Origin of the sequence: Bernardetia sp. ABR2-2B (assembly GCF_037126435.1) — a bacterium.
Taxonomy (GTDB): Bacteria; Bacteroidota; Bacteroidia; order Cytophagales; family Bernardetiaceae; genus Bernardetia.
Genome location: NZ_CP147020.1, coordinates 3,187,089 through 3,213,600, shown reverse-complemented (window position 1 = coordinate 3,213,600; position 26,512 = coordinate 3,187,089). Strand labels below are relative to the sequence as shown.

Sequence of the window (26,512 nt, the reverse complement as noted above, 5' to 3'; positions counted from 1 at the left end):
ACGGTTCATTATAAATTTTAAAATTCGGATAAAAGAGGATTACTTAAAAACTCCTCATCAGTAAGCGTTTTCAAAAAAGCAATAATGGCTTCTTTCTCTTCTTCGTTGAGTTCGATTTTTAGATTTACTTTTAGACTTTCATCTAGCGTTTCAGAATCTTGTATTCCATCTGTATAATGATCTAAAACAGTTTCTAAATCCCTAAACCTTCCATCGTGCATATACGGACGAGTAACTTCTACATTTCGAAGACTAGGCACTTTAAATTTGAATTTGTCTTCTTCTAATTGTGTAATCAAAAAACGTCCTGTATCGTTCGGATTTCCAATAGGCAAACCATTGTTTCTATAAGTTTGGTCTGTAAAAAGCGTTGTAGAATGACAATTTGAGCAGTTTTGTTCGAAAAGCTCCAATCCTTTTAGCTCTTGAGAAGTTAGTTTGTTTTCTTCTGTACTTTCATTTCTAACGTGTTTGTCGTAGCGAGAGTTAGCCGAAATACACATGAGTTGAAACTGTGAGAGTGCTTTCAAAAAATTAGCCGTTGTAATTTCTTTTGTTCCAAAAGCCTTTTCAAAAAGCAATGGATAATCCGTTCTTGGAGCTTCTGCACCTTCTGTATTCCGTAGTTTTTGCAGAACGTTTGGCAGCGTTTCACCCATTTCATTATCAGCAGCAATAGGGAAAGGCGCAAATAAATCTAAATGAAAAACACCTCCATCCCAAAAGAAATTTTTAGACCATGCTAAATTTTGAATTGGTTGAGAATTTCTCATAGTTAGTTTATCATCTATTCCGTGGCTAAGGCTGTGTCCATGTTGCGTAAAACCAGAAGTTTGTTGATGACACGAACCACAACTTATATTTCCATCTCTTGATAAAAGCCCTGTATAGAATAGTTTTTTACCAAGCTCAAAACCTTCAAGAGTTACAGGGTTTTCTTTCAAATCATAAACTGGTTCTGGAAAGTTAGAAGGCGTTTTGAAACCGAACTCTTCTTTTGGATTGCTTTCTTCATCTTCTATTTGGCAAGAAAACAAAGTCATAAATAGAAGAAGTAATAATGACAGATTTTTCATAATTGATTGTTTTTTAAAAATTAGTAGGGAAAAGACATGTCTTTTCCCTACATTTCTGTTTTACTCGTGCCCTTCATTATGAACGTGATGATATTCAAAGGCATTCATATAATTTTCAGAAACCTTCAACGAAATAGGATTGAACATTACTACTGGATTTTCTCTCAAACTCATTTGCGTAGTTCCGTCTAGCGTTTTCATAATATCCACTACCACATGAACCGATGGCATAGCTTCTTCTCTAGCCTTTGCAGCATCTCTTCCTAGAGAAAGTGTAACTGTTCTGATATTATTTATCGTTTGGCTTTCATAGCCTCCAAAACCTCCAATATGATAGAAAAAACGACCGTTAGGATTATTTTCTGTTGGTTCGATAGCAGACGAGTTGCCTTCCATCTTGAAGAAAATATAACCTGCGTTCCATCTCCAATACATTTCTTGTCCAGCACCTTCTACACCAATATCCAAAACGCCTGTACGATCTTCTGGTAGCATTGTACTACGAAGACTATCTACACCAACTATAAAAGTAACTTCATTATAGTTTCCTTCTGGAATATTAGAAAGTTGTATTTTTTGTGTAGCTGCATCATTTTCTTTTATCAAAAAGTAGGATTCTTCTTGTGGAACTACATATTCATTTCCACCTTCTGATTTTAAGATAATATTACTGATATAATATTGTAATAAATCTACTTTGAAAGTTTCTCCTACTGCATTGGTATAGTCTGTATTTAGAGCAAAATCATCTTGTCCCATAATATTATCAAACTTGATTTCGACCCTTCCTTTTTTGTTTGGATCAATTTCAAGTTCTGTTTCAGAATCTTTTTTACAAGAGAATAAGACTATAGAGAATGCCATAAAAAAGGCAAAATAAGCGATTTTTGCGAAGTTAAATTTAAAATTCATTTTTATTTTATTTGTATATTTTTAATTAACAAAAGACAAAGAAATACAAGGCGATTTTGGAACAAAAATTTTGTCAAAATCGATAATCAAATAATAAACCTTATCACGGTTTGTATTAAGGTAGTTCAGACATCTTTTCTAGGCATAAAAAATAGTATTTTATCCTATCCAACAGTCTGGAAGACTGTTATACAAAAATAACCGTGATAACCTTTAGTGTTGATAGAAATTTATCAACTAGAAAAAATTTGAAATAATAAGGTTACACAATCAAACCGTCGTTGAGGCTTTGCCGTCAACGAGGACTAAATCATTTACCTCAACGACGGCTTTAGCCTCGTTGACGGTTAAAAAAGTAAATGTATTTTTATAAATAAACTGGAGGACGGAAAACTCCGTATAAATTCGAAGTAGAGACAAAACCTTGATAAAAACCATTTTGGAGTGGTTTTTCAACGCTATTTATCTGATTGTCAAAAGAAAAAGAGAGATTTTTTTCTAAAAAAAGAAGATCTAAAGTGTATTTTACAGATGATACAGGCACATCGTCTTGTTTTTGCTCTGCTTCTGCAAGTTGTTTTTTGAGCTGACACGAACCTGCACAACGTAAGCCATATTTTTCAGCAAACTCATTTACTCGTTTTGCTTCTTCTAGCTCTTTATCTTCCTGTTCTTTGTTTTCACAGAGATTTTGAGCAATATATTCCTTATTCATTTCGAAAGACAAAACAATCCAAAGTTTTTGGAAAGGTTGTATCAAGATAACAATTATCAAGAGAGTGGAGAATATGGAAAGAATTTTTGTCAAGAAAATAGATTGACTTTGTGGATGAAGTTTGAGTAAAACAGGTTCTTTTTATTTTCAACAAAGGTAATACAAAAAGAATACAAAAACAAAAGAAAATTTTATCAAAAAACCCTAAGGAACTTCAAAGTTCCTTAGGGGGTAGAATTTAATGCACAAATTCGCCTATAAACTTCTCGCCTTTGAGTTTTTGGTTATCAATGGTTACAAAATCTTGAAAAATCTGTAAGAAATCTTTGGTTACTTTTCCCTTATAGAAATCTTGATATTGAGAGAAATCTATAAATTTTCCGAATACACGAATCTTGACTTTATCTTCATTTATTTCTTTTATTTCCCAATTTCCATCAGCCAAAATTTCACTTTTTGAGCCTTCTGCTTCCGAGTTTTCAGTTTTGTACATCACAAAAGTTCCGTCCGAACGCAGAATAAAAGATTTATCAATTTGATAATAATCATCTTCTTGGTAATTAAGTCTTCTATCTAATACATTTTCTAAAGGCGTATTTTTAGCTTTGTTTTTTAGCTCTGTGATTTGATTTTCAGTTTCTTTTGTCTGAATCACAACTGTTCTGACATCATCTCTGAAAAGTAATTCACTTACTACTAAATCCTTGTATTTTGTTCCTTCATATACTTCTTTTACTTCCAAAATGAAGTTACTACTTTCCAAATATTCTCCAAAATCAACATACTGTGATTCCATTTTGTCTTCCAATTCATAGTCTTTCATTTTTCCTTCTGTTCCAAAACTAAATTTCTTGATTCGTGCATTAGCTTTAAAATGTTCTTCTGAACGTTGATAACCATTCCAAATCTGAATAGCATCAATTTTTTGAGTTTTTTCTAAATCAAAAGTAAGTTTAGAACCTACTCCAGAATTTGCATCGCCTTCTGCCCACGCAATATCTGTTCTTGCATCAAACAGATGTGTAGTGTTATAAGCAAAAGTAGGTTCTAAAGTCGAAGAGGCTTTTATTTCTCCATTAACAAGTGTAGGAAGACTAAAAAGTATATTTTGATTTATCTTCTCACTCATAAATTTTATCTCGTTAATACCTACTCGCTTATCTCTGTCAAATGTATTAGTTTTTCCAGTTTGGTTTTCTAGCGTTTTCGTAGATGTATCAGATGTTTTGGTAATCCTTATATAAATAGCATCTGCCGTTTCATCAATCAGAATAGATTCTGTTGCATCAAATTCTCCTTTTTTCTTTCCATTTATATAAATAGTTACAGTTTTTATTTTTGCAAAACCTTCTCCTTCTTCTTGTTGAATTTTTATAGATTTGATATAAAAATCATATACATTAAACATAATTCCTTCATCAAGTGCTGCTCCTAACATTGTTTGCCAACTTGTAGAAGGATTATTATCAAAGGCATTATAAACGCTGTATTCTTGTCGTGGAAGTTCGGTAGAAGTTGCATACAAACTTCTTACTAAAACAGTGCTATCTTGCATTGAGCTAGTATCTGCAGTTTTAGTTTCTGTCATTTCAATACTATCAATAGGTTCTGTATTGTCTTTCTTTTCATTATTACAAGAAAAAAGACTAAAACTAAAAACTATAAAGAGAATTAAAAGGGTGTTGAAATGAGTTTTTGAGTAGGATTTCATAAGTGTTAGATAGATAAAGTTGGAGATGAATTTTATATTTGAAAGATAATTAAATTTTTGATAAATCTGCTTGATACCTTTTAACTTCCTATTACAAAACATCATTGTTTCAATTTATACATAATATCACTTCTCAAAACATATTTTCTACCTTCCAAAACTTCGCTTCCTTCGTGGTAGAGTTTGTGTAGAAAAATAAGTGCCATTCCTTCTTGGGGAATAATTCTGTGCTTTAAAAATGTAGTTTCTCCTCCTTGGTAGCCTTCATTTAGATAAATCATAAAGGTAAAATAACTCGCTTCGGATTCATTTCTGATAAAATTTCCGTCTTGGTGTCCCTTAAATTTATGTCCTTTGTCGTATTTATAAAATCTAAAAAGTTCATTTACTCCAACTACTTCGCTATTTCCAATTGTGGGAACAAATAAATTCTTGCCTCTTTCAAAAATTAAATCAGCTAATTCTTGATTATTATAAAAAACTCGTTCGTTATTTCTAATTTCTGAAACTACTTTACCTATATCTAGCTTTGCAGCTTCATAGCCTAATTTTTCACTCAAATCAATATACTTTTTATATTCTTGAGGTGTAAAGAAGTTCTCTATTGTGATGATTCTATTTTCTATTAGATGAGTTGTTTTCATAAACTTGGCTGTTCATATTTTATATAATTTCGGAGAAAGTAAACAAGATAAATCAATTCTTTCAAGTTATTCTAAAAAAGAATAAAAAAAATGTTATTTTAGCAAAATACTTTCCTATTCCTATAAAATAATTGTGCAAAACGAGTTATGGCTGAAAATAATAACAATAGAACGCCTATTGCCCCTACACAAATTCGCAAACATTCTTTTAAGCAAGTTACTTTTGGTGGCTATCGCAAAGAGGATGTAAGTGAGTACCTTTCTGATGTTGCTGAAAATATGAGTTCGGTGTCTCATCGCAACGAAGAACTGGAAAGACAAGTAGGTTATTTGCATACCGAACTTGCCAAACTCAAAGAAATTGAGCGCACACTTTTAGAGTCGCTTTCACAAGCACAAGAAGCAAATCGTCTAAACTTAGAACAAGCTCAAAAACGAGCTGATTTATTGATTTTGGAAGGAAAAATGCAAGCTGATGCACTTCTTCAAAATGCCAAATCAAATGCAAAAAACATTCTTTTAAGCACTCAACAACTTGCTGACCAAACACTTACAGAAATGAAGCGAGAGATAAAACTCTTGAATTATGCCTATGAGTACAGCGCACAGCAAAAAGCACAGATGATGCAAGAGTTACAAAGCTTTATGGAAACGGCTCTTTCAAAAATTGAGCGTTTGTCTAAATTGGATGTTGAGCATACTTCTGAAAAAGCATTAGAACGTGCTGAAAGAATGCACCAGCAACATAGCCAAATGATTAGGGAGCAATTAAAGCAACTTGAAGGAGGAAATTATCAAGAATTATATAATCAAAGTGATTCTACGTATTCAGATTATTCTCAAAATAATGAGTATGAAAAAGAAACACCTCGTAAAGCAGTTCCCGAAATTCGTCAAGAGGTAAAATATGAAGCTGAAATAAAAAGCCAAGAAGAACAAGAAAAAATTAGAAAAGAATTAGAACAAACTCAATTACAACAAGAGAAAATTAGAAGAGAGATAGAAGAACAAGAAAAGCAAGAAAGACAAGAGTTTGCTCAAAAAATGAGAGAACAAGAAAAGGTAGAGGAAAATAAACAACAAGAAACAGAAGAAAAACCATCTAGTTCTAGAGGAGTTATCTTTGATTTGAGTGATTTATAAAACCAATTTAGAAGTCAGATTTTAGAACTTAGAGTTGAAATTAAGAAGTAATATTCTATGAATCCATTTACAAAATTTTGGTTAGGTGTTCGTTTGTATGGTAAGGCATTGGCTTTTACTCGTAAGCATGATTTATGGAAATATTATTTTTTACCTGCATTTTTGAATGTGATTGCTTTTGTTTCGGTTGGAATTGTAGGATATTTTTTTGCAGGGAATACAGTAGAATGGTTAGAAGGACTTTTTAGATTAGATAATCCTACAACTTGGTGGCAAACGACACTTTCTTATATTGTTACATTTCTTGTTTATATAATAGCATTTCTGATTTATTTCAAATCATACAAATACTTGATGTTGATTTTGCTTTCACCAGCTTTGTCTATTGTGGCTGCAAAAGTTCAAGAAATTCTACATCCAGAGCGTCCGAGTGAAGACTTTCATTTTCCTCAATTTTTGCACGACCTCAAACGTGGTCTTATTATCAATCTTACGAATTTAGCCATAGAGTTATCAATTACGATTCCTCTTATTTTGATAGGCATCTTTTTCTCTCCAGCTTCTCCATTTACTACCGTGCTGATTATTTTGGTAGAATCTTATTTTGTAGGTTTTGGAATGATAGATTTGAGAAATGAATTTATGAAACTAGATGTAAAAGAAAGCAGAGCCACCGTAAAAAAACACCGTCCTTTTGCTATTGGTGTCGGAATGACTATGTATTTTATGATTTGGATTCCAATTTTAGGAATTTTGTTTGCTCCTATTTGGGCGTGTGTTTCGGCAGGTTTGGGAATTTATGAATTAGAAGAAAACAAAGCCTGATTTTTAGATAAAAACGTCATTTAAAGCTAAATAGGCTATTTTCCTAACGTTAGGAAAAATGAAAAAGTAAAACATGCAAGATACAAAACGACTTTCTAGACTGACAGCAATTTTACTTCAATTACAAACCAAACGAATTTCGAATGCCTCAGAATTAGCAGAAAAATTTTTGGTCAGTAAACGAACTATTTATAGAGATATAAAAGCCTTAGAACAAGCAGGTGTTCCTATTTGCACAGAAGAAGGAAAAGGCTATTCGTTAGTAGAAGGTTATACAATTCCTCCTGTTATGTTTACAGAAAGTGAAGCAAATGCACTTATTACAGCACAACGATTGATTTTGCAAAATAAAGATTCTTCTTTCATCAAAGAATATACAGAAGCTATAAATAAGGTAAAATCAGTCTTGAAAAATCATACAAAAGACAAAGCTAATTTACTTTCTGATAGGATTCAGTTTCGTTATAACCTTGAAAATGATAAAACAAGCAATTATTTATCTACGCTACAACTTGCTATAACAAATAATTTCCTTTGTGAAATTGAATATTCTACTTTAGAAACAGACAAAATAACACAACGCAAAATAGAACCTTTTGCCTTATACAGCACCCAAGAAAATTGGTTATTGATTGCTTTTTGTAGATTAAGAAATGAATTTAGAGCTTTCAGATTAGATAAAATTCAAAAGTTAGAAGTTCTAAATCAAAGCTTTGAGTCTCATAACATGACACTTCAAGAATATTTTGAAGAATGTAAAAGAAAATATTTAGAATCTTTGGTAAACTCTGATAAACCCTTGACATAAGGCTGTCACTTGCTCCTACTAAATTTGTATTCAATCAAAATTATTTACCTTTTAATTTAAGCAAAATGAATACACAAAAAATAGAAGCATTGAATATCATTGGCATTTCTGTTCGTACGACCAATGAAAATGAACAAGCAGCAAAAGATATTCCTGCACTTTGGGAAAAATTTATGTCAGAATCTACTACAGAAAAAATTCCTAATAAAATTTCAAATGAAGTGTATTGTATTTATACTGAATATGAATCTGACCATACAAAACCTTATACAACCATTTTGGGCTGTAAAGTCAAAAGTTTAGAGCAAATACCGACTGGAATGATTGGAAAAACAATTGAAAAAACAGAGTATGAAAAATTTACGGCTAAAGGAAACCTTCAAGAAGGAATTGTTTATAACAAGTGGTTAGAGATTTGGAATAAGGACTTGAACAGAAAATTTACAAGTGACTTTGAAATCTATGGAGAAAAAACAATGAATCCCAAAGATGCTGAAGTAGATATTTTTATTGCTGTGGAAAATTGATTTCTACATAAAAAAGTGGCTTTAAAGCTCTTTTAGGCTATTTTCCTGTCGTTAGGAAAAATGCAAAAAAAACCTACTCTGTTTTTAGAGTAGGTTTTCTAATTTGTTTTTTAACTGTTACTTATCTCTCAAAAGTGATGATTATACCAAAATAAAAGCTATTTTTCCTTAAAAATATCTCGTTCAAGTGTATTGCTTGGACGCTCTTTTTCGTCAGCATATGCTGACAGAATAGGTAGGCACAAGATAGAATCTTGCGCCAGTAAAAGGGTATATCATATTTCTTAATTTATACAGAAAAAACTTCTTTAAAGGCATTTTAGGCTATTTTCCTGATGTTAGGAAAAATGCTGGAAAAAGAGAATGAGGCAAAAAAAAGCTAATTCAAACATCAAAGTTTGGATTAGACTTTTTAAGATTATTATTGTTTGTTTAAAAATCTAATAAATCTAAGTGGTAACGTTTGATAATTTTCTTCAAAATCTCACCATAAATTGGAGAAGTTGCATATCCTACGCCTCCATATTTTGTAGAACCAATTTTGTCTGCCCAATCTTCATAATTTTTTCCTTTCGTAAATAAAGGAGAATAACGTTTATTGGTGCTAAGAAAAACAGAATGCGAACGAAACGAATGCCAAGGCGAATTATACTCTGCAAAGTGATCTTTTACGATACATTTATAGAGCGTTTTGCCGTTTTTTACTACTCGTTTAGAACTCACAATTATACTTTTATTAGCTTGTTTCTCCAAAGCTGTATAATATTCTGTTGTGGTTGTTAGACTGCTTTTTTGATTTTTATCCTTTATTCCGAAGTAATTATTATCTACAATTCGCTGTCCATAAGCCGTTTCTAATGCAGATTGAGCTAGTTTTATCGATGCAGGAACGTGAAATTTTGTTTGTTCCATAAGCGATGTTTCTATTTTATTCAAATCTGTATTGTCTGTAAAGTATTTATAGACGTGTTTTTGTGCATTTACATTGTTCAGAACAAGTTCAATAAAAAGCTGTGTAATTTCCTTATTCAAATTCAAGAGTGCATCATCAGGTAGTTTGTCCAAACGAGAAGCCTTGTTTTCTATCATGTATTTAGTAATCAGAAGCTGTTTCTGCACCAAAAATTTATCTCTCTGCTCTTGATTCGTTTGTGGAGTTTCGGTTTTGCTGTCTTCCAAATGCGTCATTATATACGAAAGAACATCATTGATTGGCTCTGCTGCTGGCATAGAAGTAGGAATTACACTACTTTTATTTGGCATCTGAACAAGCATATTATCAATTTGTGTCGTGTTGCTGTTTTGTGGAATCCACCATTGAAGTCCGATAATCATTACTAAAATTGCAATGATTACCATCAGCCAACGGTCTGTAATTTCTATTTTGAAATCTACTGTTTTTTTCCAGTATGGAATTTCAAAATAGACAGGCTGTGAAAGAAGTTTCTTTCCTTCGTTTAGTGTTTGAAATGCGTCGTCAAGTATTATTAGTTGCTTCATCATGGTATTTGTTTGTTGAATAAGTCGTTAAGATTTATCCGAGGTAATAAGTAGAAATAGGTCAATAAAAACAGAATTATTTGTTTGATAGAATATTCAAAAACAATTATGAATTACGAATTAAAAATTATGATTGTAATCCATATTTTTTTGATAATTTTTGCAATGTGATTAAAAAAAGCAAACAAAAACTAATTTTATTAGCAATTTTAAGATAAAACTCTTCTTTTTGATAAATAATTCCAAAAAAGATAACAGATTGACAAGAATAATTTCTAACTTGCTGAATCTTTAGCGAAAGAAGGAGAAAAAGCTATTTTTTTGATTTTTCTCTATGCTAACTTGGAGTTTCTTTTACTCTTTTTGCTAATATTATAAGCAAATATAAGAGTTGATTCGATAAACACCAAACTTTTTGCTAAAAATTTTATCAAAAACTCATTTATTTTTTTACTCCTCATATAGATTATGTTCTTCTCTTCTAACTTGCGACACCTTCGTCGTGTAAATAATTTGACACAAGAAGCTCTAGCAAACCACCTAGGGGTGTCTTTGAAGAAGATTGGCTCATACGAAGAGGAAAGAGCGACACCAAAATTGGAGTCTTTATTAGAAATTGCTAATTTTTTTAGTATTACTTTAGAGCAGTTTATTAATACTGATTTATCTTTAGAAGTGGAGATTAAAGAAACACCTGAATTACCAGAGTTGAAAAAATACGCAGCAGCTGAAAGATTGCGTGTTTTGAGTATTACACAAGACCGAAACGAAAATGAATATATTGAGCTTGTTCGTTTGGACTCAGAAGAAGATTATATAAAAGGATATTCAGATATTGATTTTGTAGCTGGTTTGCCAAAGTGCCAGTTACCTGCCTTGCCACTCAATCAGACATATAGAGCTTTTGAGATTTCGGATTCGCTTTTAGCTGCGCCAACAAATAGTATTGTAGTAGGTGCTTTTGTGGCTGATTGGAACAAGCTAAAAGATAATGAACCTTGTATTATTGTTTCTGAAAATACTGGTATTATTTTTCGTAAAATAAAAAATCAGATTTCACAAAACGACACACTTCTTTTGGAAGATACAAACGGACAGTTTTCGTCATATTCTGTTTTGGTAGAAGATATTGAGGAAATTTGGCGTTTTGCTGCCTATATTAGTTTGGATTTTCCACAAGTTCCGACACAAGTAAATGAGCTTCGCCAAACAATGCAAAAATTACAAAGTGCTTTAGAAATTTTGGAAGAAAGAAAAAATGAAGAAGAGTAAGTTTATTTATTCGGAATGGCTAACACGTTCGCTTCTATATTTTGGCTGTCTTTATTAAGTTTTTCGCCTCCAATTTCATTTACTCCAAAGAGAGTATAATTTAATTCCTCAAAGAATTGATAAAAATCAAGATAACTTTTTCCTCCTCTTTCTTTAGCATAATGTCCATCATATTCAAAGACGATAGAAGGACGAAAACGCTTTATGCTTTCCTTCAAACCTATCAAAACTTGATATTCAAACCCTTCTACATCTATTTTTATAAAATCAAGTCTTTCAATCTTCCTTTCTTCTAACAAATCATCTCCTTTTCTGACCTGTATTTCAGTATTTCCATTTTCAGAAAGTGATGCCGTACCTTGATTTTCGTCTTCTTTATTAATGTTCATTGTAGAAGTTCCTGAAAAATCAGAAAGTGCATAAGGCAAAACTTCTATTTGAGTAGCTCTATTTAAAGTTATGTTTTTTTCTAAACGTTCTCTCAAATGAGTTACAGGTTCGAAGGCAATTACTTTTCCTCTCTGTGTCGTTTTTTGCGCCATTCTCAAACTCTGAATTCCGATATTTGCACCAATATCCAAACATATATTTCCTTCTTTTACTTGGCTTTGGATAAGACGAGCAAGTTCAGTTTCGTATTCTGCCATCGAAAAAACAGACCATTCTACATAGCTTTTTGTATCAATATGAAGTAGGATATTTTCATTTTGCATCCACGAAATTCCTTCAAAAGAAAGGGCATTTTTCTTGTTTTGCTTTGACATATAACGAGCCAAACGGTATTTGCCTGATAGCGACCAACCTCTTGAAATTATAATTCGTATTTTTTCCCAACGTGTCATTTTATGATAAATTTTGAAGCTAGATAACTTATAGTTTTGTCAAAAGTAATATATAATTATTGAAATTAATAGCCGTAAAAAGATGTAGTTGATTTTTCTTTGATAGGCAATTGAGATTTACTAATAGAAAATAATTTCATAAAAAATCTAAACTTCAACTTTAATTTTCTCGTATATACCCTCTATATGACAAATACACATCGTTTAGAAAAAGAATTACATTCAGAGTTTTTAGAACAAGGAAGAATAGACCCCATCACAGGAGAGTTAATAGAAGAAGGACATACAATTGTTATTTGTGCAGCCTGCAAGTCTGCTTTTTTTATTGAAAGCTGGGAATATTTGGGAGAAGAGCATTGCAACCAAACCGACACACTTACTGATATTCCTAAGCCTAAAAACCTCTTTTTAGAATCCAAGCCATTAGAATATTTACCTTTTTTGTTTAGAAAAGGAGTTTATTTTGCCAAAGATGGTTCAGCAGGAACTTTAGAGATGTTGAAATTATTAGTATATACTTCCTCCTCATTATTAGGATTAGGAATTTTTACGGTATTGATTGGATATTTTATCTCTGTAATATTAGCTGGGCTTGTTTGTTTCGGATTAGTAATTTTGATTGCAATCAAAATGGATGAAAAACAAGAAGAAGCAAAGCATGGAATCTCCTCTAATCCTAAAAAAGATACTTATATAGCAATAGACTCAAAAAACCAGTCTCTAAAAATAAAGAGAAACAAAAAACAGCAATCTTTACCTTTCAAAAAAGTTAGGCAAATAGAATACTCTTTGGTATATATGCAACCTAATTATATTCTTACTCTAGAAATTACTTCTATTTCTATGAGAGAAAACACAATAAAATACCATACAAGTATCAATAACGATGAGATAATAAAATGGAGTAACTTTTTGGAAGAGCTACCTTACAATTTGAAAGTATTACAGATTACAAAATAAAGAACAATTTAATCACTAAATCAAAAAAATGAACTACCCACATCTTTTAGAAAAAGAATTACATTCAGAGTTTTTAGAACAAGGAAGAATAGACCCAATCACAGGCGAACAAATTGAAGAAGGACATACAATTGTTATTTGCTCTGCCTGTAAATCAGCTTTTTTTATTGAAAGCTGGGAATATCTAGGAGAGATACATTGTAATCAAGCTGAAACGCTTACTGATATTCCAAAACCTAAGAGTTTATTTTTAGAAGCCAAACCATTAGAATATTTACCTTTTTTGTTTAAAAGAGGAAATCACGAAAGAGATGACACTATCAAGACTATGTTTGAAAATCTTTTATTGGTTTCTGCTTTTATGCTAAGTGCTATTATCTTATTTTTTATAGCTGTTTTTGTGGGCTATCATACCACTCCTATCGTTGGTCTATTGAGTGCTTTTTGTATTGGGGGAATTATTGCAGCAATTATGCACACAAAAAAATCTAATTCACTATTTAAAAGAAAAGTAAGTTCCAGAAAAGCATCTCATTTAGCTTTAAATGCAAAAAAACAAGCAATTACTATAAAAAAGAAAGCATTGGAGAGAACTATTACCTTCGAACAAATAGAACAATTGAACTATTCTTTTAGGTATATTCGTGCAAATAATGTAGGCGATATTCTTAACTATTCTCTTTCTCTAGAAATCATTTCAAAAGACAATCAAAAATCAAGTTACTATGCTCTTTTACATCAAGATGAAATACCCTATTGGAGTGAGTTCTTAGAACAATTACCTTATAGCTTGAAGGTTTTGAATATCAAATAACGACAAACAAAAAATCCAATTCAAACATGTATTTGAATTGGATTTTTTGTGACACAACAACAAGTTGTAGAATAGATGTATTTCAGACTTCCTAGCTTGAATAAAGTCGTATTTCCATTTTCGAACAGACTAGGAAGTCTGTTGTATAAAACTTGATTTACTCAATATTTTGGGCATCTAAAATCAAACGAGCTTGTGTTCCTTGCATCAATTTTAATTCGTTATAATACTGATAGAATTTGTAGAATTCTCCCATTTCTTCTTTTATAGCTCTTTGTTTAGCTTGACTTCCTTGATTTATAAACTGGTCAATAAAAGATTCTGGTTCTGGATAATAACGCACTTGATAATCTTCTCCCAAATCTGCACTTGTTGCAGCAATTTTTATGGCATCATCTAAATCTCCCAAAACATCAACTAGTCCACGCTCTTTTGCATCAATTCCTGTCCAGACACGTCCTTCTGCATATTCTCTTAGCTTTTCTACTGGCATTTTTCGTCCTTGTGCAGCTTTTGTAGTAAAATCTATATACCCACGATTGACAGACATTTGAATAATAGAATCTTCTGTTGCTGAAGGCTGACGAGTAGGAAGTCCCAAATCTGCAAACTCTGCTGTCTTTACGCCATCAAAGGTAATTCCTATTTTGTTTTCTGCAAACTGGTCTATTCCGAAAAGCATTCCAAAAATTCCTATCGAACCTGTAATTGTATTTGGATGCGCCACGATTGTATCACACGCCATTGCCATATAATATCCACCTGATGCAGCTACATCAGACATAGAAGCAATAATAGGTTTTTCTTTTTTAGTAAGCATTACTTCACGCCACATAATATCAGAAGCTAATGCACTTCCTCCTCCAGAATTAATACGTAAAACAACAGCTTTTACTTTTTTATCTTTACGAGCCTTTCTAATTGCAGCAGCTAAAGCATCTCCTCCAATTTGTCCTTGCGCTCCTTCTCCATCAACAATATTTCCTTCACCTACAATAACAGCAATACGCTTGTCCGAATCGCCTTTACTTTCTTTACTTATCGTTTTGATATATTTAGGAAGTGAGACAAAAGAAATTGTCTTTTTAGTATTCTCGTCTTCACTTTCTTCTATTCCTAAAGCTACTTTGAGTTTACTTTCTACTTGGTCATAATAAAGTGTATCATTTACTAGCTTGTAAGTAACAGCATCTCCAGCTTCTCTGATAAGCATTTTGTCACTAATTTCTCTTAAATCTTCTGCTGACATTGTACGTCCACTTTTTGTATTTGTAGCAGCTACATTACTCAAATATGTATCATACAAAGAATTTAGATAAACACTTGTTTGTTCACGATTTGCCTCACTCATTTCTTCCAAAATAAATGGTTCAACAGCAGACTTAAATGTTCCTACTTTATAGATTCTTGGTTCGATATCCAATTTTTCAAGCATTTTTTTGAAGAATGGAATTTGAGAGAAAAATCCATTCATTTCTAAAGCTCCTTGGGGATAAAGATAAACCTCATCAGCTGTTGAAGCTAAATAATATCCTTTTTCGCCATAGTATTTACTGTAAGCATAAATAAATTTATTTGATGTTTTGAAATCTTCAAGAGCTGCATGAATCTCTTCCAACATAGCAAAACCAACAGGAACGTCTGTTATTTCTAAATAAACTCCTTTGATATTATCATCTGTTTTGGCTTTTTTGAGAGCTGCTTTTATATTTACTAGACTTAGTGGTGTGGAACTTCCTTGTAATTCTGCCATCAAATCAGCAAAAGGGTCATCTTTGCTATATTCTGCAATTGCTTGGCTCAACGAAATTTTTAAAACGCTATTTTCATTGATTTTAATTTCATTACTGCTAGTTAGTCCAACAATCAAAAACATAAATCCCATTACTAAGAAAAAGATTCCGATGCCAAAAGCACAAGCAAAGGCAACTTTTATAAATCCTAGTATTTGCTGACCAATAGAAGGGCGATTTTGTTTTGCTGCCTCTACTCTTCTATTTTGTGCATTTCTTTGTTGGTTAATTCGTTCTTGCGCTCTAGCGTCTGTTTTGTTATCCGTATTTTCCGAATTATTTGGATATAATGGGTCAGTTGGCTCACTCATAAATTTGAATATGTTTTAGTAAAAATTGTTTGATTGATTTTGTACTAAATAAGTAGTCAAAAGTATTTTTTTATTACAATTTTGATAAAATAATTTAGAGGAGTAGTACGATAATTAATTTTGGCATCATTGTGCTTTTGGAAAACCATATCGCTAAATTATTTACAGAGCCAAGGTTACTTTGTTTTATCCTCTAGTTTATTTTTTCCAATAAAAATGAACATCATTTTCTTTTCTAGCCAACTATGTAAAGGCACAATTGGAAGAGCAATAATTAAGTTTGCTATAAGTTTTATTAGTATATTACCTGCTGATAATGTTTCTATTTTAGGTTCTAATAAAAGGAGGACAAACTCAAAAAGAAGCAAAAGAACAAAAAACAAACCAGCCTTGAGTACTCTTTCAGAAGCATTAAAAGTTTTGAGAAGATATAAAAAACCTAAAATCACAACAAGAATAATTGTTATCCCTGTATAGATAAGCATATTTTGTCTTTCTATTTTCTCTTTTAGAAGCTGTTTTTGTTTTTCTTCTTCCTCTTGTTCTTGTGCTATTTTTCGCTCGATTTCAAAATTTCCTTGTAAACGAGCAGCATTTGTCTGGCTTTCCAAATCATTTATAGAATCTGTATATATTTGCTGTTGGCGTTCGTAAAATAAGGCTTTTTGATACTCTTGAGTCGCTTCGTAATATTGAGTTGCTAGTTTGCTATATACCAATGCAATACTTATATCATAATTTCTTTCTAAGGAATAAGCTATTTGGTCAAGTAAACCCTTTGCTTGATTATTTTCGTTTCGCAATAAGTGTAACTCAATTTGACTTAAAATAATACTATTTTCTATGTTATCTTCCTCTACAAGAGTCGTAACTTTCCTACCCTTTTGTAAATACCATTCAGCAGAATCATAGTTTTCTAAAATGATATGAATGCTTCCCATGTTATTGTAAGATAACGCCATACTACTGTAATCCTTTAGTTTTTCATATGTATATAGTGATTGATGATTGTAGTACATAGAAGTTTCATAATCTTCTTTATCACTATAAGCTGCTCCTAGATTTCCTAAGACCCACGAGGCTCTTAACAAATCGTTATCTTCTTTATATAATTTTAAAGACTTTTCATAGTAAGGAAAAGCAACATCATACTGACCTTGTATATCGTATATTGCTCCTATAACAAGATAGACCCAAGCACGAGTTTGTAAGTTAGTTATATTGGCAGAATCTAATAATTTTACGGATTGAATACCATAATCAAAAGCTTTATCAATCTGTTTTCGTTGTTGATAAAACCAACTCAAGTGTGAAAGTGAAATTATTCTTCCTTCAGTATAACTTATCTCTATTGATTTTTGATAGGCTTTATGAGCATACTGTCCATACTTCTCTGTATCGACAAAAAAGTATTCCCATCCAATTTTATTTAGTAAATCAACTTTTACTTCCTCTGTATTTGCCTTTTTTAGTTCTGTTGAAAGGCTATCTATTATAAGATTTTGGCTGTAAGAATAAGTAGCAAGTAATAAGATTAAGAAGGTTAAAATATGTTTTTTCATAAGTATTAGCTTTAAGCACATAAAATTACCTTTGATTAGAATAAGTCTGACAAAAGCAGAATATTATTTCGTAAAATACATTCATTAAAATGTTCTAAACTATCAACACTATTTTTTCACTCTACAAGAAAGCAACGTAATATCATCTGGATAAGGTGTACTTCCTTTAAAAAGATGTAGCTTATCAAACAAACGCTCGTGAAGTTCTTGATGCGAATGGTCAAAATTTTCTTTTACTCCTTCTAATAGTTTTTCTTCTCCAAATTCTTCTCCATCTTCGGCTGCCGTTTCGGTAAAACCATCTGTGTAACAAAAAATCAAGAAGTCGTTTAAATCATTTATAGTTGCAACTGTAAGAAAAGGAAGCGTATCAAAAGTTCCTAAAATAGTTGTGCCTTCTTCTAAGTGTTGAGTATGATGAGCATCAAGCATCAAAATAGGTGCATTATGTCCTGCATTGATATAAACTGCTGTTTTTTCTTCTTTATTATATAAGAAAAAGAAGGCTGTAATAAAATGCCCTCCACCCGAATTTTGAAGAATTAAGTGATTGAGTTCTTCTACAATTTTCTTTAAATCGATGGTCTGACGTGCCATCGTACGCAGAGCAGCTTGAAAGTTTGACATCAAGATAGCAGCAGGAAACCCTTTTCCTGAAACATCAGCTACACAAAGCAGAAACTCATTTTCATTAATTTGAATATAATCGTAATAATCTCCTCCTACATTATGATGAGGATAATAACTTGCCACTACACTAAAGTTGTCTTCATTTGGCAAATGCTTTGGCAAAAGTAATGCTTGTACTTCACTCGCAATTTCTAACTGACGATTAAACGCTTCTTGTATTTTCTGCTTTCTTGCCATTTTTTTATTCTCCACAGCAACAATTATAATATCACTAAGTGCTTGAATAAAAGGCAAATCTAAATCTTCTTCTAATAAATTATCATAGGCTCTACCTAAAAAAAGATATGCCAAAACTTCATCTTTATGATGGATTGGTATGATGAAACAAAATTCGTTGAAGGGTTTCAGATGATTAAAATGAGTAGTCGGAGAAACTTTATGAATCTCTAAAATTTCATTAGGCAAAAGCACATCTCTATAATTGGCTAACGTACCAAAACTTTCTTTATTAAACCACTTATTTCTACTAGCATCTACTTCTGTATCTTCATCTAAGACATACAAGGTCATTTTTGAGATATGTGGATAAGAGCGCAACGTAAACATAAAAGTACGGTACAAATCCTGCTCGGCAATATTTCCGTTGATAGATTTTATAATATCGATAAGTGAATCTAACTCAATTTTTTTGAGTTCTAATTCGTTTAATGTTTCGGTAGTTTTTCCTGGCATAATATATAGAAAGAGTAATTTGTACTCTATTTGTATTGACTCCTGTCTTTACTTATTTTTTTGTAGTAGTTATATTTATAGGCAATTTACAAAAAAGGAACGTATTTTATAGCATTGTTTTTTTATTGCTTCAATAAGATTTGATAAGTTTATTTTACTCTTTTCTATTTCTATAATTTATGTTTCTTAATTTCTCTTCTTTCAAAGATTTGGCTTCTAATTCAAAAATTCGTTTTCTAATCGGATTTTTGATTGTACTTCTTTTTCAAATTTGGAGTACCTATAAAGGAGAAGGAGTAGCTAAAACGCACGACTCGTTTCATTATCTCAAAACAGCCGAAAATTTAATTCTAAATTATGATTTTATTCAAAAAGATGCTCAACCTTATATTGCTTGGGCATTAGGCTTTCCTTTTCTACTTCTTCTTTTTAAAGATTCTGTTTTTCTAAATCTACTCTGCATTCTAGGTACTTATGTTTTTTATTTTGATTTAACTCAAAAGTTATTTCAAAAAACAATTATAAAATGGTGGGTTATTTTAGCTTTCGCTTCTGCAACACCTCTTTACCTTATCCATCATTTTGTTTGGTCAGAACCTCCTTTTTTGCTGTTTTTGATGGGCTGTGTTTGGATTTTTTATTATTTTAAAGAAGCAAATACAAATCAGAAGCTACTCTTATTTTGTCTCTTTGGCTTTCTTTTTTGTGCTATGCGAAATGCAGGACTTTATTTTGTGATTGGAATAAATAGTGGAATTATTTTACTTTATATTTTTCCAGTTCTGATTAAAAACAAAGTAAATCTTGTAAATCCTTTTTTATGGAAAAATATATATTTTAAGTCTCTAATTTATTTCTCATTCTCCTCTATTTTTCCCATTTTTCTTTGGTGGCTTCACGCCAAAATCAAAACACAAGGAAACTTTAATACAATTTATAACCTTGCCTTACGAACCTTTTCAGAAGAATGTCTTAACTATGGCGATATTCTGAGTCGTTGGTTGTTTCCTCCTTCTATTCCTTTAGAAATTCGGTTTTTTTTATTACTTTTTTTTGTGTTCATACTATCACTCTTGGCAACACGAGCAATGATAAGTTATTTTTCTAAAACAAACCGTTGCTTGTGTCCCCACGAGCGACCACTCAAAAATACAAAGTTTGTTCTGTTTATTTTTTGGATAACTTTCTTTTACTTAATTGGAATGCTTCTGAGCAGAGCAGGAATGAAAATAGATGCAGAGCGTTTTTTGGCAATTATTTACCCTTTTTTGTGTATTTTGATAGCCTTCGTTTTGGATAAAATTAAACTCAAGGATTATCTGAAATATGGAATTGCTTTTCTATGGCTTATTTATCCTTTCCTGCGAACGCTTAAAAATATTATTTTTTGGAACTAAAAATAATTGTACTTATAGATTGACTTATGAAAAATTTTATACAACTAGACACAAACTATTGATTCTTTATTTTTGTATAGGTCAGCCTCGTAGAGCAGACCGTTTGTAGTCAAGTATACTTAGTTTTTAATAGACGGTCTGTCCTTTAGGACTGACCTATTTAGTAAAATGTCTAGTAGTATGGAGAAATTTAATAATCTACAACAGATTTTAAGTAACTTATACTCTCTTTCTAGCGTACTGATTAATAGTAACTTTGCTCATTTATTTTTATAAAAAACAAGTGTATATTATTCATTTTTGAAAATAAATCGCTATATTAAGTAGTGAAATAAAATTGGTTTAAATAGTATTCTTCTTAGAAACAAAATACAACTATCAGAAAACAAGAGCAATGAAATAAGTCCTTTTCCTTTAAATATCTTAGGTCATTTTTTAGATAAAACTTAATTCGCAAAACCTAAGTCATAAAAAATTATAGTATGAAAGATTTTATAAATGATTTTAACTCCTCTCATAGAAACGAGAGTAAGCCTTATGTTCCAAGTTATAATTCGCCTTACACTTCTACCTATTCCAAAGAATCTGTATATGAGTTGAATACGATGCGTCCGATGAGTAATATTTTTATAGGAAAACTCGTCATGGGGCTTACTTTTGCTTACAGTATGATTTGGATGCCTCTTTTTTTTAAGATTTTATTGTGTTTTGTGGCTGTTTCGATTCTAATTCCACTAGTAAAAGAGTATTGGACAAAACAGATAAAAGCCATTCGGCTCACTAATAAATATTTAGAAGTCCAGAGAGGTGCAAATAATGATTCTATACGAGTAGATTTGAAAGATATTAAAAAAATTGAACTCATAGAAAGACAAAAACACCGTAGATATAGGAGAAGGCGAGGCGAAGTGGCTACAATTCTTTTTGAGCGTCCTAATACACGTACACAAGATTTTCACCCAGAAACAAAATGCGTAATTACAGATGCACGAGGAAATCGAATTGAGATTGAGTATCGTTTCTTTTTAGAAGGCGATTTTGAAGAATTTTTGGGCGTTTTGGAAGATACTTATTCAAAAATCTATAATAAGCACATCACAACAAAAGACAAAGACAAAAAAATTGCTCCTATTTCATTTCAAGAAGTGAGTATGGCAAAGGCAACTACTTCAAGACAACAGGAAAACAAAAAGCCTTACGATGAAAGTATTGCTAGATTGGATGATTTGATTGCCAAAAACAACTCTCTGTTAGAAAATGGAATAATGCTTACTGAAAAGCTAGAGGAAAGCTTGGAGGAAATCTATAAGTCAATTTATCATGTCAGAAGTGCTTTTGATATTGCCAAAATGCCGAATGCAATTATTATTTATGAATTTAAGAATGCAAATAATCTGACTTCTTATATTTTGGAAGATGATTTTTATAAAGAATTGGATGAAGAAAATATAGAAATGGGTTTGCAACTTATCGAAACAGCAGTAAAAAATATCAGAGTGGCTCAAATGCGTACTAATAGTTTCAAAAAAATCAATAAACGTTTGAGAAATATCAAATTTCAGAAAGAGCGTCGTTTGCAGTTGCAGGGAATTATGCACCGTCTGAATGACTTACAAGAAGAAAACACAAATCAAGACATAGAACAAAAAACAAATCCTATTCAGACTGATGAAGATATAGATTTGCACCTGTTAGATGAATTAGAAGATTTATCTTATCAAGTAGATTCTACTGATGACTTACAAAAGGCAATGTCTTTGAATGAACATATTTCTCTTTTTGATGATGAGAATAATAATGAAGTTGTTTAAGAATATATTTTATGGCTATTTTTGTTGGTGTCGCTACGCTAAAACACCAACAAAGGCAGTAGTTTTTTCCATAAAGTAGGGTTTGCAAACCCTACTTTATGGAAAAAATAAAACTCTTTATTCTGATCCCAAACAGAAAATATTTTTTCTATTCTTAAATAACTTCAATGACAAAAAAAGTATTTCCAAAATTACTCACTAAAGAAATTACTAAAAATACGGGCAGACGTTTTGCCATAAGCGATATTCATGGCTGTGGCAAAACGTTTATTTATTTGATAGAAGAAATTCTAAAACTCACAAAAGATGACCAACTTTTTATTTTAGGAGATTTGATTGATAGAGGTAAAAATTCAATTTTACTTTTAGATTATATTATCGAAAAGCAAAAGGAGGGTTTTCAAATTCTTGTACTTTTAGGAAATCACGAACAAATGCTTTTTGATTTTTATGAGGACAATCTTCAACAAATTTCTAAAAAAACGCTCTCTCACAATCATTTAGAAGAACTAATCAATAAAGACAAAAAAATCAAAGATAAATATGCCCAGTTTTTTAATGAAATGCTTTTTTACATAGAATTAGAAAACTGTCTTTTAGTACACGCAGGTTTTGATGTAAATTATGAACCTCTTAATGGAGAAAATCTTTTTACAAATGCATATGCAATGCTTTGGGTAAGAAAGTTTAAAGGAAATTTATACAAGACAAATCAAAAACCTGTCGTACACGGACATGTCGTTCATAACTTAGAAGAAATAAGAGAAAATCTAAAACTAGCAAAGGAAAATAAAACGGCTATTGTTCCAATTGATAATGGCTGTGTCTATGTCAGTTTGGGGAAATATCAAAAATACAAGGGAGCAGTAGGAAATCTTTGTGCAGTAGAACTCAATACTTGGGAGCTTTTTTATACACCTTTTCGTGATAAAAGTTAAAATTAGTGATTTTCATTCGTAGAAATAGCCAAATATAAACTGTTTATAAAATTACCTACTGTTCAGGAAAGGACATATCTTTTCTCTACAATAAGATAAAAAATACACTGAACGAATTTTATAAATTGAGTGTTCTGTTTGACTGAAAGATTCATAAATTTAAAAACAAACAAAATTCAAAATTTCGAAGTTTAATTATTCAATAAACATCAAGATAGATATATCCTTACATAAAAAAAATATATGTTAGAAACCGAAACTATAAAACCCGAAACAGCTGTTTTGGTAGGAATTGTAAATCAAACACAAACTTTACAAAAATCACAAGAATATTTAGATGAGTTAGAGTTCTTGGCAGAAACCCTTGGCATTCAGTGTGTCCATCGTTTTACACAGCGATTAGATACTCCTGATACGACGACCTTTGTAAGAAAAGGAAAGATTGAAGAAATTCAAGAATATATGGCTTCAAAAGAGATTGATACCGTTATTTTTGATGATGAGCTTTCGCCTCGCCATGTCAGAAATATAGGTAAAGAATTTGAGAACAAACAAGTTTTTGATAGAAGCACTCTTATTTTGGAAATCTTTAAGCACAGAGCGCAAACTTCACAAGCAAGTACACAAGTAGAACTGGCTCGTTATCAATATCTTTTACCACGCCTTACCAATATGTGGACTCACCTTTCTCGTCAGCGTGGTGGTGTAGGTCAGCGTGGTGCAGGTGAAAAGGAAATCGAAACTGACCGTCGTATTGTCAGAGATAGAATTACGCTTTTGAAAGAGCGATTAAAGAAAATTGAAAAACAAGACGAGACTCGTCGCAAACAGCGTCATAAAGTAGTTCGTGTTTCTTTGGTTGGTTATACCAATGTTGGTAAATCTACTTTGATGCAAATTCTTAGTGGTTCTGATGTCTTTGCAGAAAATAAGCTCTTTGCTACCGTTGATTCTACGGTACGTAAAGTCTTTTGGCAAGGCATTCCATTTTTGCTTTCTGATACAGTTGGTTTTATTCGTAAACTACCTACAATGCTTATCGAAAGTTTCAAATCTACGTTGAAAGAAATTGTAGAAGCTGATGTTTTGATTCACGTAGTTGATATTTCGCATCCAGCTTTCGAAGAGCATATCAGAGTAGTACAAGAAACTCTCAAAGAATTAGGAGCATCGGACAAACCGACCCTTTTAGTGTTCAATAAAATTGATGCTTATACGCACGATGTCAGTGTAGGACAAAACTATTTAGTCTGTCCTCCAACCTTAGAAGAACTAAAAGATTCTTATTTGGGAAGTGATAAAAAGAATACCGTTTTTGTTTCAGCAGCAAATAACGAGAATATTGAAGAACTAAAGGACAAGCTAATTGAACTTATTGCAGCTCGTCATTTTCAGATTTATCCAAATTATGTTCGTCCAAATTATTATGCTGAAGCAAAAGATTTTAATAATGAGGATTATGGGATAATAGAAGAGAATGATAAGAAAGAGGAAGAAGAGTAAAAAAGTAAATCTCCGTTCAATCTTGTAGGAATGAACGGAGATTTTTTATTTCTAAAGCAGAAAAATTCTAATAAGCCTCTACCCTTTTTCAGTCTGCAAAAACTGCATTTCATAAAGTGTATTATAATATCCTCCTAGTTTTAGAAGCTCTTCATGCGAACCACTTTCTTTTATTTCTCCTTTATCCAAAACCATAATTTTATCAGCCTTTTGAATAGTAGCCAAACGATGGGCAATAACGATAGCTGTTCTTCCTTCCATCATTTTATCAATGGCATTTTGTATTAATTCTTCTGTTTCAGAATCTACCGAAGAAGTGGCTTCATCAAGAATCAGTATTTGAGGGTCATAAACCATCGCACGAACAAAAGAAATGAGCTGTCTTTGTCCGACAGAAAGTGTTGCTCCTCTTTCTTGCACATCATAATAAAAACCGTTTGGAAGTTTTTCGATAAACTCTCTTGCTCCTACAAGCTCGGCAGCCTCTTTTACTTTTTCTAAAGGAATAGCAGGATTTCGCAGCGTAATATTATCTATAATCGTTCCTGAAAAAAGGAAAACGTCTTGCAAAACAACCCCAATATGTTGGCGTAAAGAATTGAGGTTATAATCTTCTAAATTTCTATCATCAATAAAAATTTCTCCTTTTTGGATTTCATAAAATTTATTCAAAAGATTGATGATAGATGATTTTCCTGCGCCTGTTGCACCTACCATCGCAATTGTTTGTCCTTGTTTTACTTCAAAAGTAATATCTTTCAAAACCCATTCTGGTTTTATTTTATCTTCATTGTCTTTTATATTTAACTCTCCATTTTCATTATACTTTCCTTTCGAAGAATCCATATTATAGGCAAACCAAACTTCTTCGAAACGAATATCTCCCTTTAGATTTTTGGCAAAATAAGTTCCGTTGTGTTGAATTGTGCTGTCATCATCTAAGAGTTTCAAAATCCTGTCCGAACTCACAATTCCTAATTGAAGCGTATTAAAACGGTCAGCAATCATACGAATAGGACGGAAAAACATAGCTAAAAATAAAATGAAAGCAATCAGAGTTCCTAATTCTATTCGCTCTCCCAAAACACTAGATGCACCATACCAAACCACTAAACCTGTTCCTGCTGCACCCACAATTTCGGCAAGAGGAAAATACAATGAATAGTACAAAACGGTCTTTACATTTGCTCTTCGGTGTTCTTTATTAATGGCTTCAAATTTTTTGTGTTCTCGTTTTTCACTATTAAAAATCTGAACAATTGCCATTCCTGTTACATGTTCTTGCACAAATGAATTTAGATTTGAGACGGCAGTACGGACATCATTAAAGGAATCTTTTACTTTTTCTTTGAAAATATACGTTCCAACAAGCAAAAAAGGCAAAACGGTAAGGGTAACCAAAGTAAGTTTCCAATCCAAATAAAGCATTGCAGCCAAGATAAAAGTCAGTTGTAAAATATCTCCTAAAATATTTGCAATTCCTTGTGTAAAAATATTTGAAAGCGTTTCTATGTCTGAAATATTGCGAGTTACGAGCCTTCCAATGGGTGTTTTGTCATAGAAAGACAATTTCATTCCCATCAAATGATTATAAACTTGCATACGAATATCACGAACTACATTTTGCCCTAACCAACCCGAAAGATAGCTATGCACAAACTCAACCCCAACCTGTACGATAGCAGAAACTAGAAGTAAAATAAGCATCAAATTTAGACCTTCCCAATCACTTTGAAGAATATAATCATCAACAGTAAGTTTGATAAGATAAGGGCGAACAGGGGCAAGAACTCCTAACAAAACTGTCAGAAAAATAATAAAATAAAAACGTCCTTGATAGGGCTTTACAAAAACAAAGATGCGTTTGAGTATTTTCCAGTCAAATATTTCTCCTTTGGGAGTTGATTTTTCTAAATTTGCCATTTATATAATACAGAAGGTAATACAAAAGAAAGTTTTAAAACAGTTGAAATATGTTGCAAGTTAATCAAAACTCAATCTAAAACTCTTTGATTAAAACAAGACTTTGCTACAACGAATGAGAATAGCAATAGGTTTTTTTAACAGATATAGTAATCCAAATCTA

General features: G+C 31.7%; 22 protein-coding genes. 11 read left to right on the top strand and 11 right to left on the bottom strand.

Going from position 1 to position 26,512, the window contains the following annotated elements; translation table 11 throughout:
* Positions 1 to 17: 17 nt before the first annotated feature.
* From WAF17_RS13635 to WAF17_RS13615, 5 genes are all read right to left on the bottom strand, one after another.
* Positions 18 to 1,076 (bottom strand): cytochrome c peroxidase, encoded by a 1,059-nt coding sequence (locus tag WAF17_RS13635; RefSeq protein WP_338760450.1) that lies wholly within the window; start codon positions 1,074 to 1,076, stop codon positions 18 to 20.
* A gap of 60 nt (positions 1,077 to 1,136) precedes the next feature.
* A complete protein-coding gene (locus WAF17_RS13630) occupies positions 1,137 to 1,940 on the bottom strand; it encodes an MbnP family protein (RefSeq protein ID WP_338760447.1) in 804 nt (267 codons plus the stop codon).
* Positions 1,941 to 2,355: 415 nt separating this feature from the next.
* Entirely contained in the window at positions 2,356 to 2,796 is a 441-nt protein-coding gene (locus WAF17_RS13625; RefSeq protein ID WP_338760444.1) for a hypothetical protein, read from the bottom strand.
* A gap of 145 nt (positions 2,797 to 2,941) precedes the next feature.
* Positions 2,942 to 4,414, bottom strand: a complete 1,473-nt coding sequence (locus WAF17_RS13620; protein WP_338760442.1) for a hypothetical protein — start codon at positions 4,412 to 4,414, stop codon at positions 2,942 to 2,944.
* Between the two features lie 101 nt (positions 4,415 to 4,515).
* Complete coding sequence (locus tag WAF17_RS13615; RefSeq protein WP_338760439.1) at positions 4,516 to 5,058, bottom strand: 2OG-Fe(II) oxygenase; 543 nt, start codon at positions 5,056 to 5,058, stop codon at positions 4,516 to 4,518.
* A gap of 147 nt (positions 5,059 to 5,205) precedes the next feature.
* Between WAF17_RS13615 and WAF17_RS13610 the strand changes: the two genes are divergently transcribed.
* The 4 genes from WAF17_RS13610 to WAF17_RS13595 all read left to right on the top strand — a co-directional run bounded on the left by WAF17_RS13610 (position 5,206) and on the right by WAF17_RS13595 (position 8,361).
* Complete coding sequence (locus WAF17_RS13610) at positions 5,206 to 6,201, top strand: DivIVA domain-containing protein (protein ID WP_338760436.1); 996 nt, start codon at positions 5,206 to 5,208, stop codon at positions 6,199 to 6,201.
* A 57-nt stretch (positions 6,202 to 6,258) separates the two neighbouring features.
* A complete protein-coding gene (locus tag WAF17_RS13605; RefSeq protein ID WP_338760433.1) occupies positions 6,259 to 7,026 on the top strand; it encodes an EI24 domain-containing protein in 768 nt (255 codons plus the stop codon).
* A 73-nt stretch (positions 7,027 to 7,099) separates the two neighbouring features.
* Positions 7,100 to 7,834, top strand: a complete 735-nt coding sequence (locus WAF17_RS13600; protein ID WP_338760430.1) for a YafY family protein — start codon at positions 7,100 to 7,102, stop codon at positions 7,832 to 7,834.
* Positions 7,835 to 7,899: 65 nt separating this feature from the next.
* On the top strand, positions 7,900 to 8,361 hold the full coding sequence (locus WAF17_RS13595) for an effector binding domain-containing protein (RefSeq protein WP_338760427.1): 462 nt from the start codon (positions 7,900 to 7,902) through the stop codon (positions 8,359 to 8,361).
* A 432-nt stretch (positions 8,362 to 8,793) separates the two neighbouring features.
* Here the strand turns inward: WAF17_RS13595 and WAF17_RS13590 are convergent, their stop codons facing one another.
* The gene (locus tag WAF17_RS13590; RefSeq protein ID WP_338760424.1) at positions 8,794 to 9,864 is read right to left on the bottom strand and encodes a glucosaminidase domain-containing protein; all 1,071 of its coding nucleotides are present in this window, start codon (positions 9,862 to 9,864) and stop codon (positions 8,794 to 8,796) included.
* A gap of 465 nt (positions 9,865 to 10,329) precedes the next feature.
* On the opposite strand from WAF17_RS13590, the gene WAF17_RS13585 reads away from it, so the two are divergent.
* Complete coding sequence (locus WAF17_RS13585) at positions 10,330 to 11,133, top strand: helix-turn-helix transcriptional regulator (RefSeq protein WP_338760421.1); 804 nt, start codon at positions 10,330 to 10,332, stop codon at positions 11,131 to 11,133.
* 2 nt (positions 11,134 to 11,135) lie between these two features.
* Here WAF17_RS13585 and WAF17_RS13580 read toward each other — a convergent pair whose 3' ends face one another.
* Entirely contained in the window at positions 11,136 to 11,987 is an 852-nt protein-coding gene (locus WAF17_RS13580; RefSeq protein WP_338770193.1) for an FkbM family methyltransferase, read from the bottom strand.
* Positions 11,988 to 12,161: 174 nt separating this feature from the next.
* Here WAF17_RS13580 and WAF17_RS13575 point away from each other — a divergent pair, with 174 nt between their 5' ends.
* On the top strand, positions 12,162 to 12,935 hold the full coding sequence (locus WAF17_RS13575) for a hypothetical protein (protein ID WP_338760418.1): 774 nt from the start codon (positions 12,162 to 12,164) through the stop codon (positions 12,933 to 12,935).
* A gap of 28 nt (positions 12,936 to 12,963) precedes the next feature.
* A complete protein-coding gene (locus WAF17_RS13570) occupies positions 12,964 to 13,749 on the top strand; it encodes a hypothetical protein (RefSeq protein WP_338760415.1) in 786 nt (261 codons plus the stop codon).
* A 157-nt stretch (positions 13,750 to 13,906) separates the two neighbouring features.
* On the opposite strand, the gene sppA is transcribed toward WAF17_RS13570, so the two are convergent.
* The 3 genes from sppA to WAF17_RS13555 all read right to left on the bottom strand — a co-directional run bounded on the left by sppA (position 13,907) and on the right by WAF17_RS13555 (position 18,777).
* Complete coding sequence (sppA, locus tag WAF17_RS13565; RefSeq protein WP_338760412.1) at positions 13,907 to 15,853, bottom strand: signal peptide peptidase SppA; 1,947 nt, start codon at positions 15,851 to 15,853, stop codon at positions 13,907 to 13,909.
* 176 nt (positions 15,854 to 16,029) lie between these two features.
* Positions 16,030 to 17,415 carry a tetratricopeptide repeat protein gene (locus WAF17_RS13560; RefSeq protein WP_338760410.1) on the bottom strand — a complete coding sequence of 462 codons (1,386 nt, stop codon included), beginning with the start codon at positions 17,413 to 17,415 and terminating at the stop codon, positions 16,030 to 16,032.
* 108 nt (positions 17,416 to 17,523) lie between these two features.
* On the bottom strand, positions 17,524 to 18,777 hold the full coding sequence (locus WAF17_RS13555; RefSeq protein WP_338760408.1) for a SpoIIE family protein phosphatase: 1,254 nt from the start codon (positions 18,775 to 18,777) through the stop codon (positions 17,524 to 17,526).
* A 179-nt stretch (positions 18,778 to 18,956) separates the two neighbouring features.
* Between WAF17_RS13555 and WAF17_RS13550 the strand changes: the two genes are divergently transcribed.
* The 4 genes from WAF17_RS13550 (at position 18,957) to hflX (ending at position 24,426) form a co-directional block, all read left to right on the top strand.
* Complete coding sequence (locus WAF17_RS13550; protein WP_338760407.1) at positions 18,957 to 20,174, top strand: hypothetical protein; 1,218 nt, start codon at positions 18,957 to 18,959, stop codon at positions 20,172 to 20,174.
* Positions 20,175 to 20,656: 482 nt separating this feature from the next.
* Positions 20,657 to 21,985, top strand: coding sequence for a hypothetical protein (locus WAF17_RS13545; protein ID WP_338760405.1), 1,329 nt, complete (start codon positions 20,657 to 20,659; stop codon positions 21,983 to 21,985).
* Positions 21,986 to 22,152: 167 nt separating this feature from the next.
* Positions 22,153 to 22,923 (top strand): metallophosphoesterase, encoded by a 771-nt coding sequence (locus WAF17_RS13540; RefSeq protein ID WP_338760402.1) that lies wholly within the window; start codon positions 22,153 to 22,155, stop codon positions 22,921 to 22,923.
* Positions 22,924 to 23,166: 243 nt separating this feature from the next.
* Complete coding sequence (gene hflX / locus WAF17_RS13535) at positions 23,167 to 24,426, top strand: GTPase HflX (RefSeq protein ID WP_338760399.1); 1,260 nt, start codon at positions 23,167 to 23,169, stop codon at positions 24,424 to 24,426.
* Between the two features lie 78 nt (positions 24,427 to 24,504).
* Here hflX and WAF17_RS13530 read toward each other — a convergent pair whose 3' ends face one another.
* Positions 24,505 to 26,349 carry an ABC transporter ATP-binding protein gene (locus tag WAF17_RS13530; protein WP_338760397.1) on the bottom strand — a complete coding sequence of 615 codons (1,845 nt, stop codon included), beginning with the start codon at positions 26,347 to 26,349 and terminating at the stop codon, positions 24,505 to 24,507.
* Positions 26,350 to 26,512: the final 163 nt, after the last annotated feature.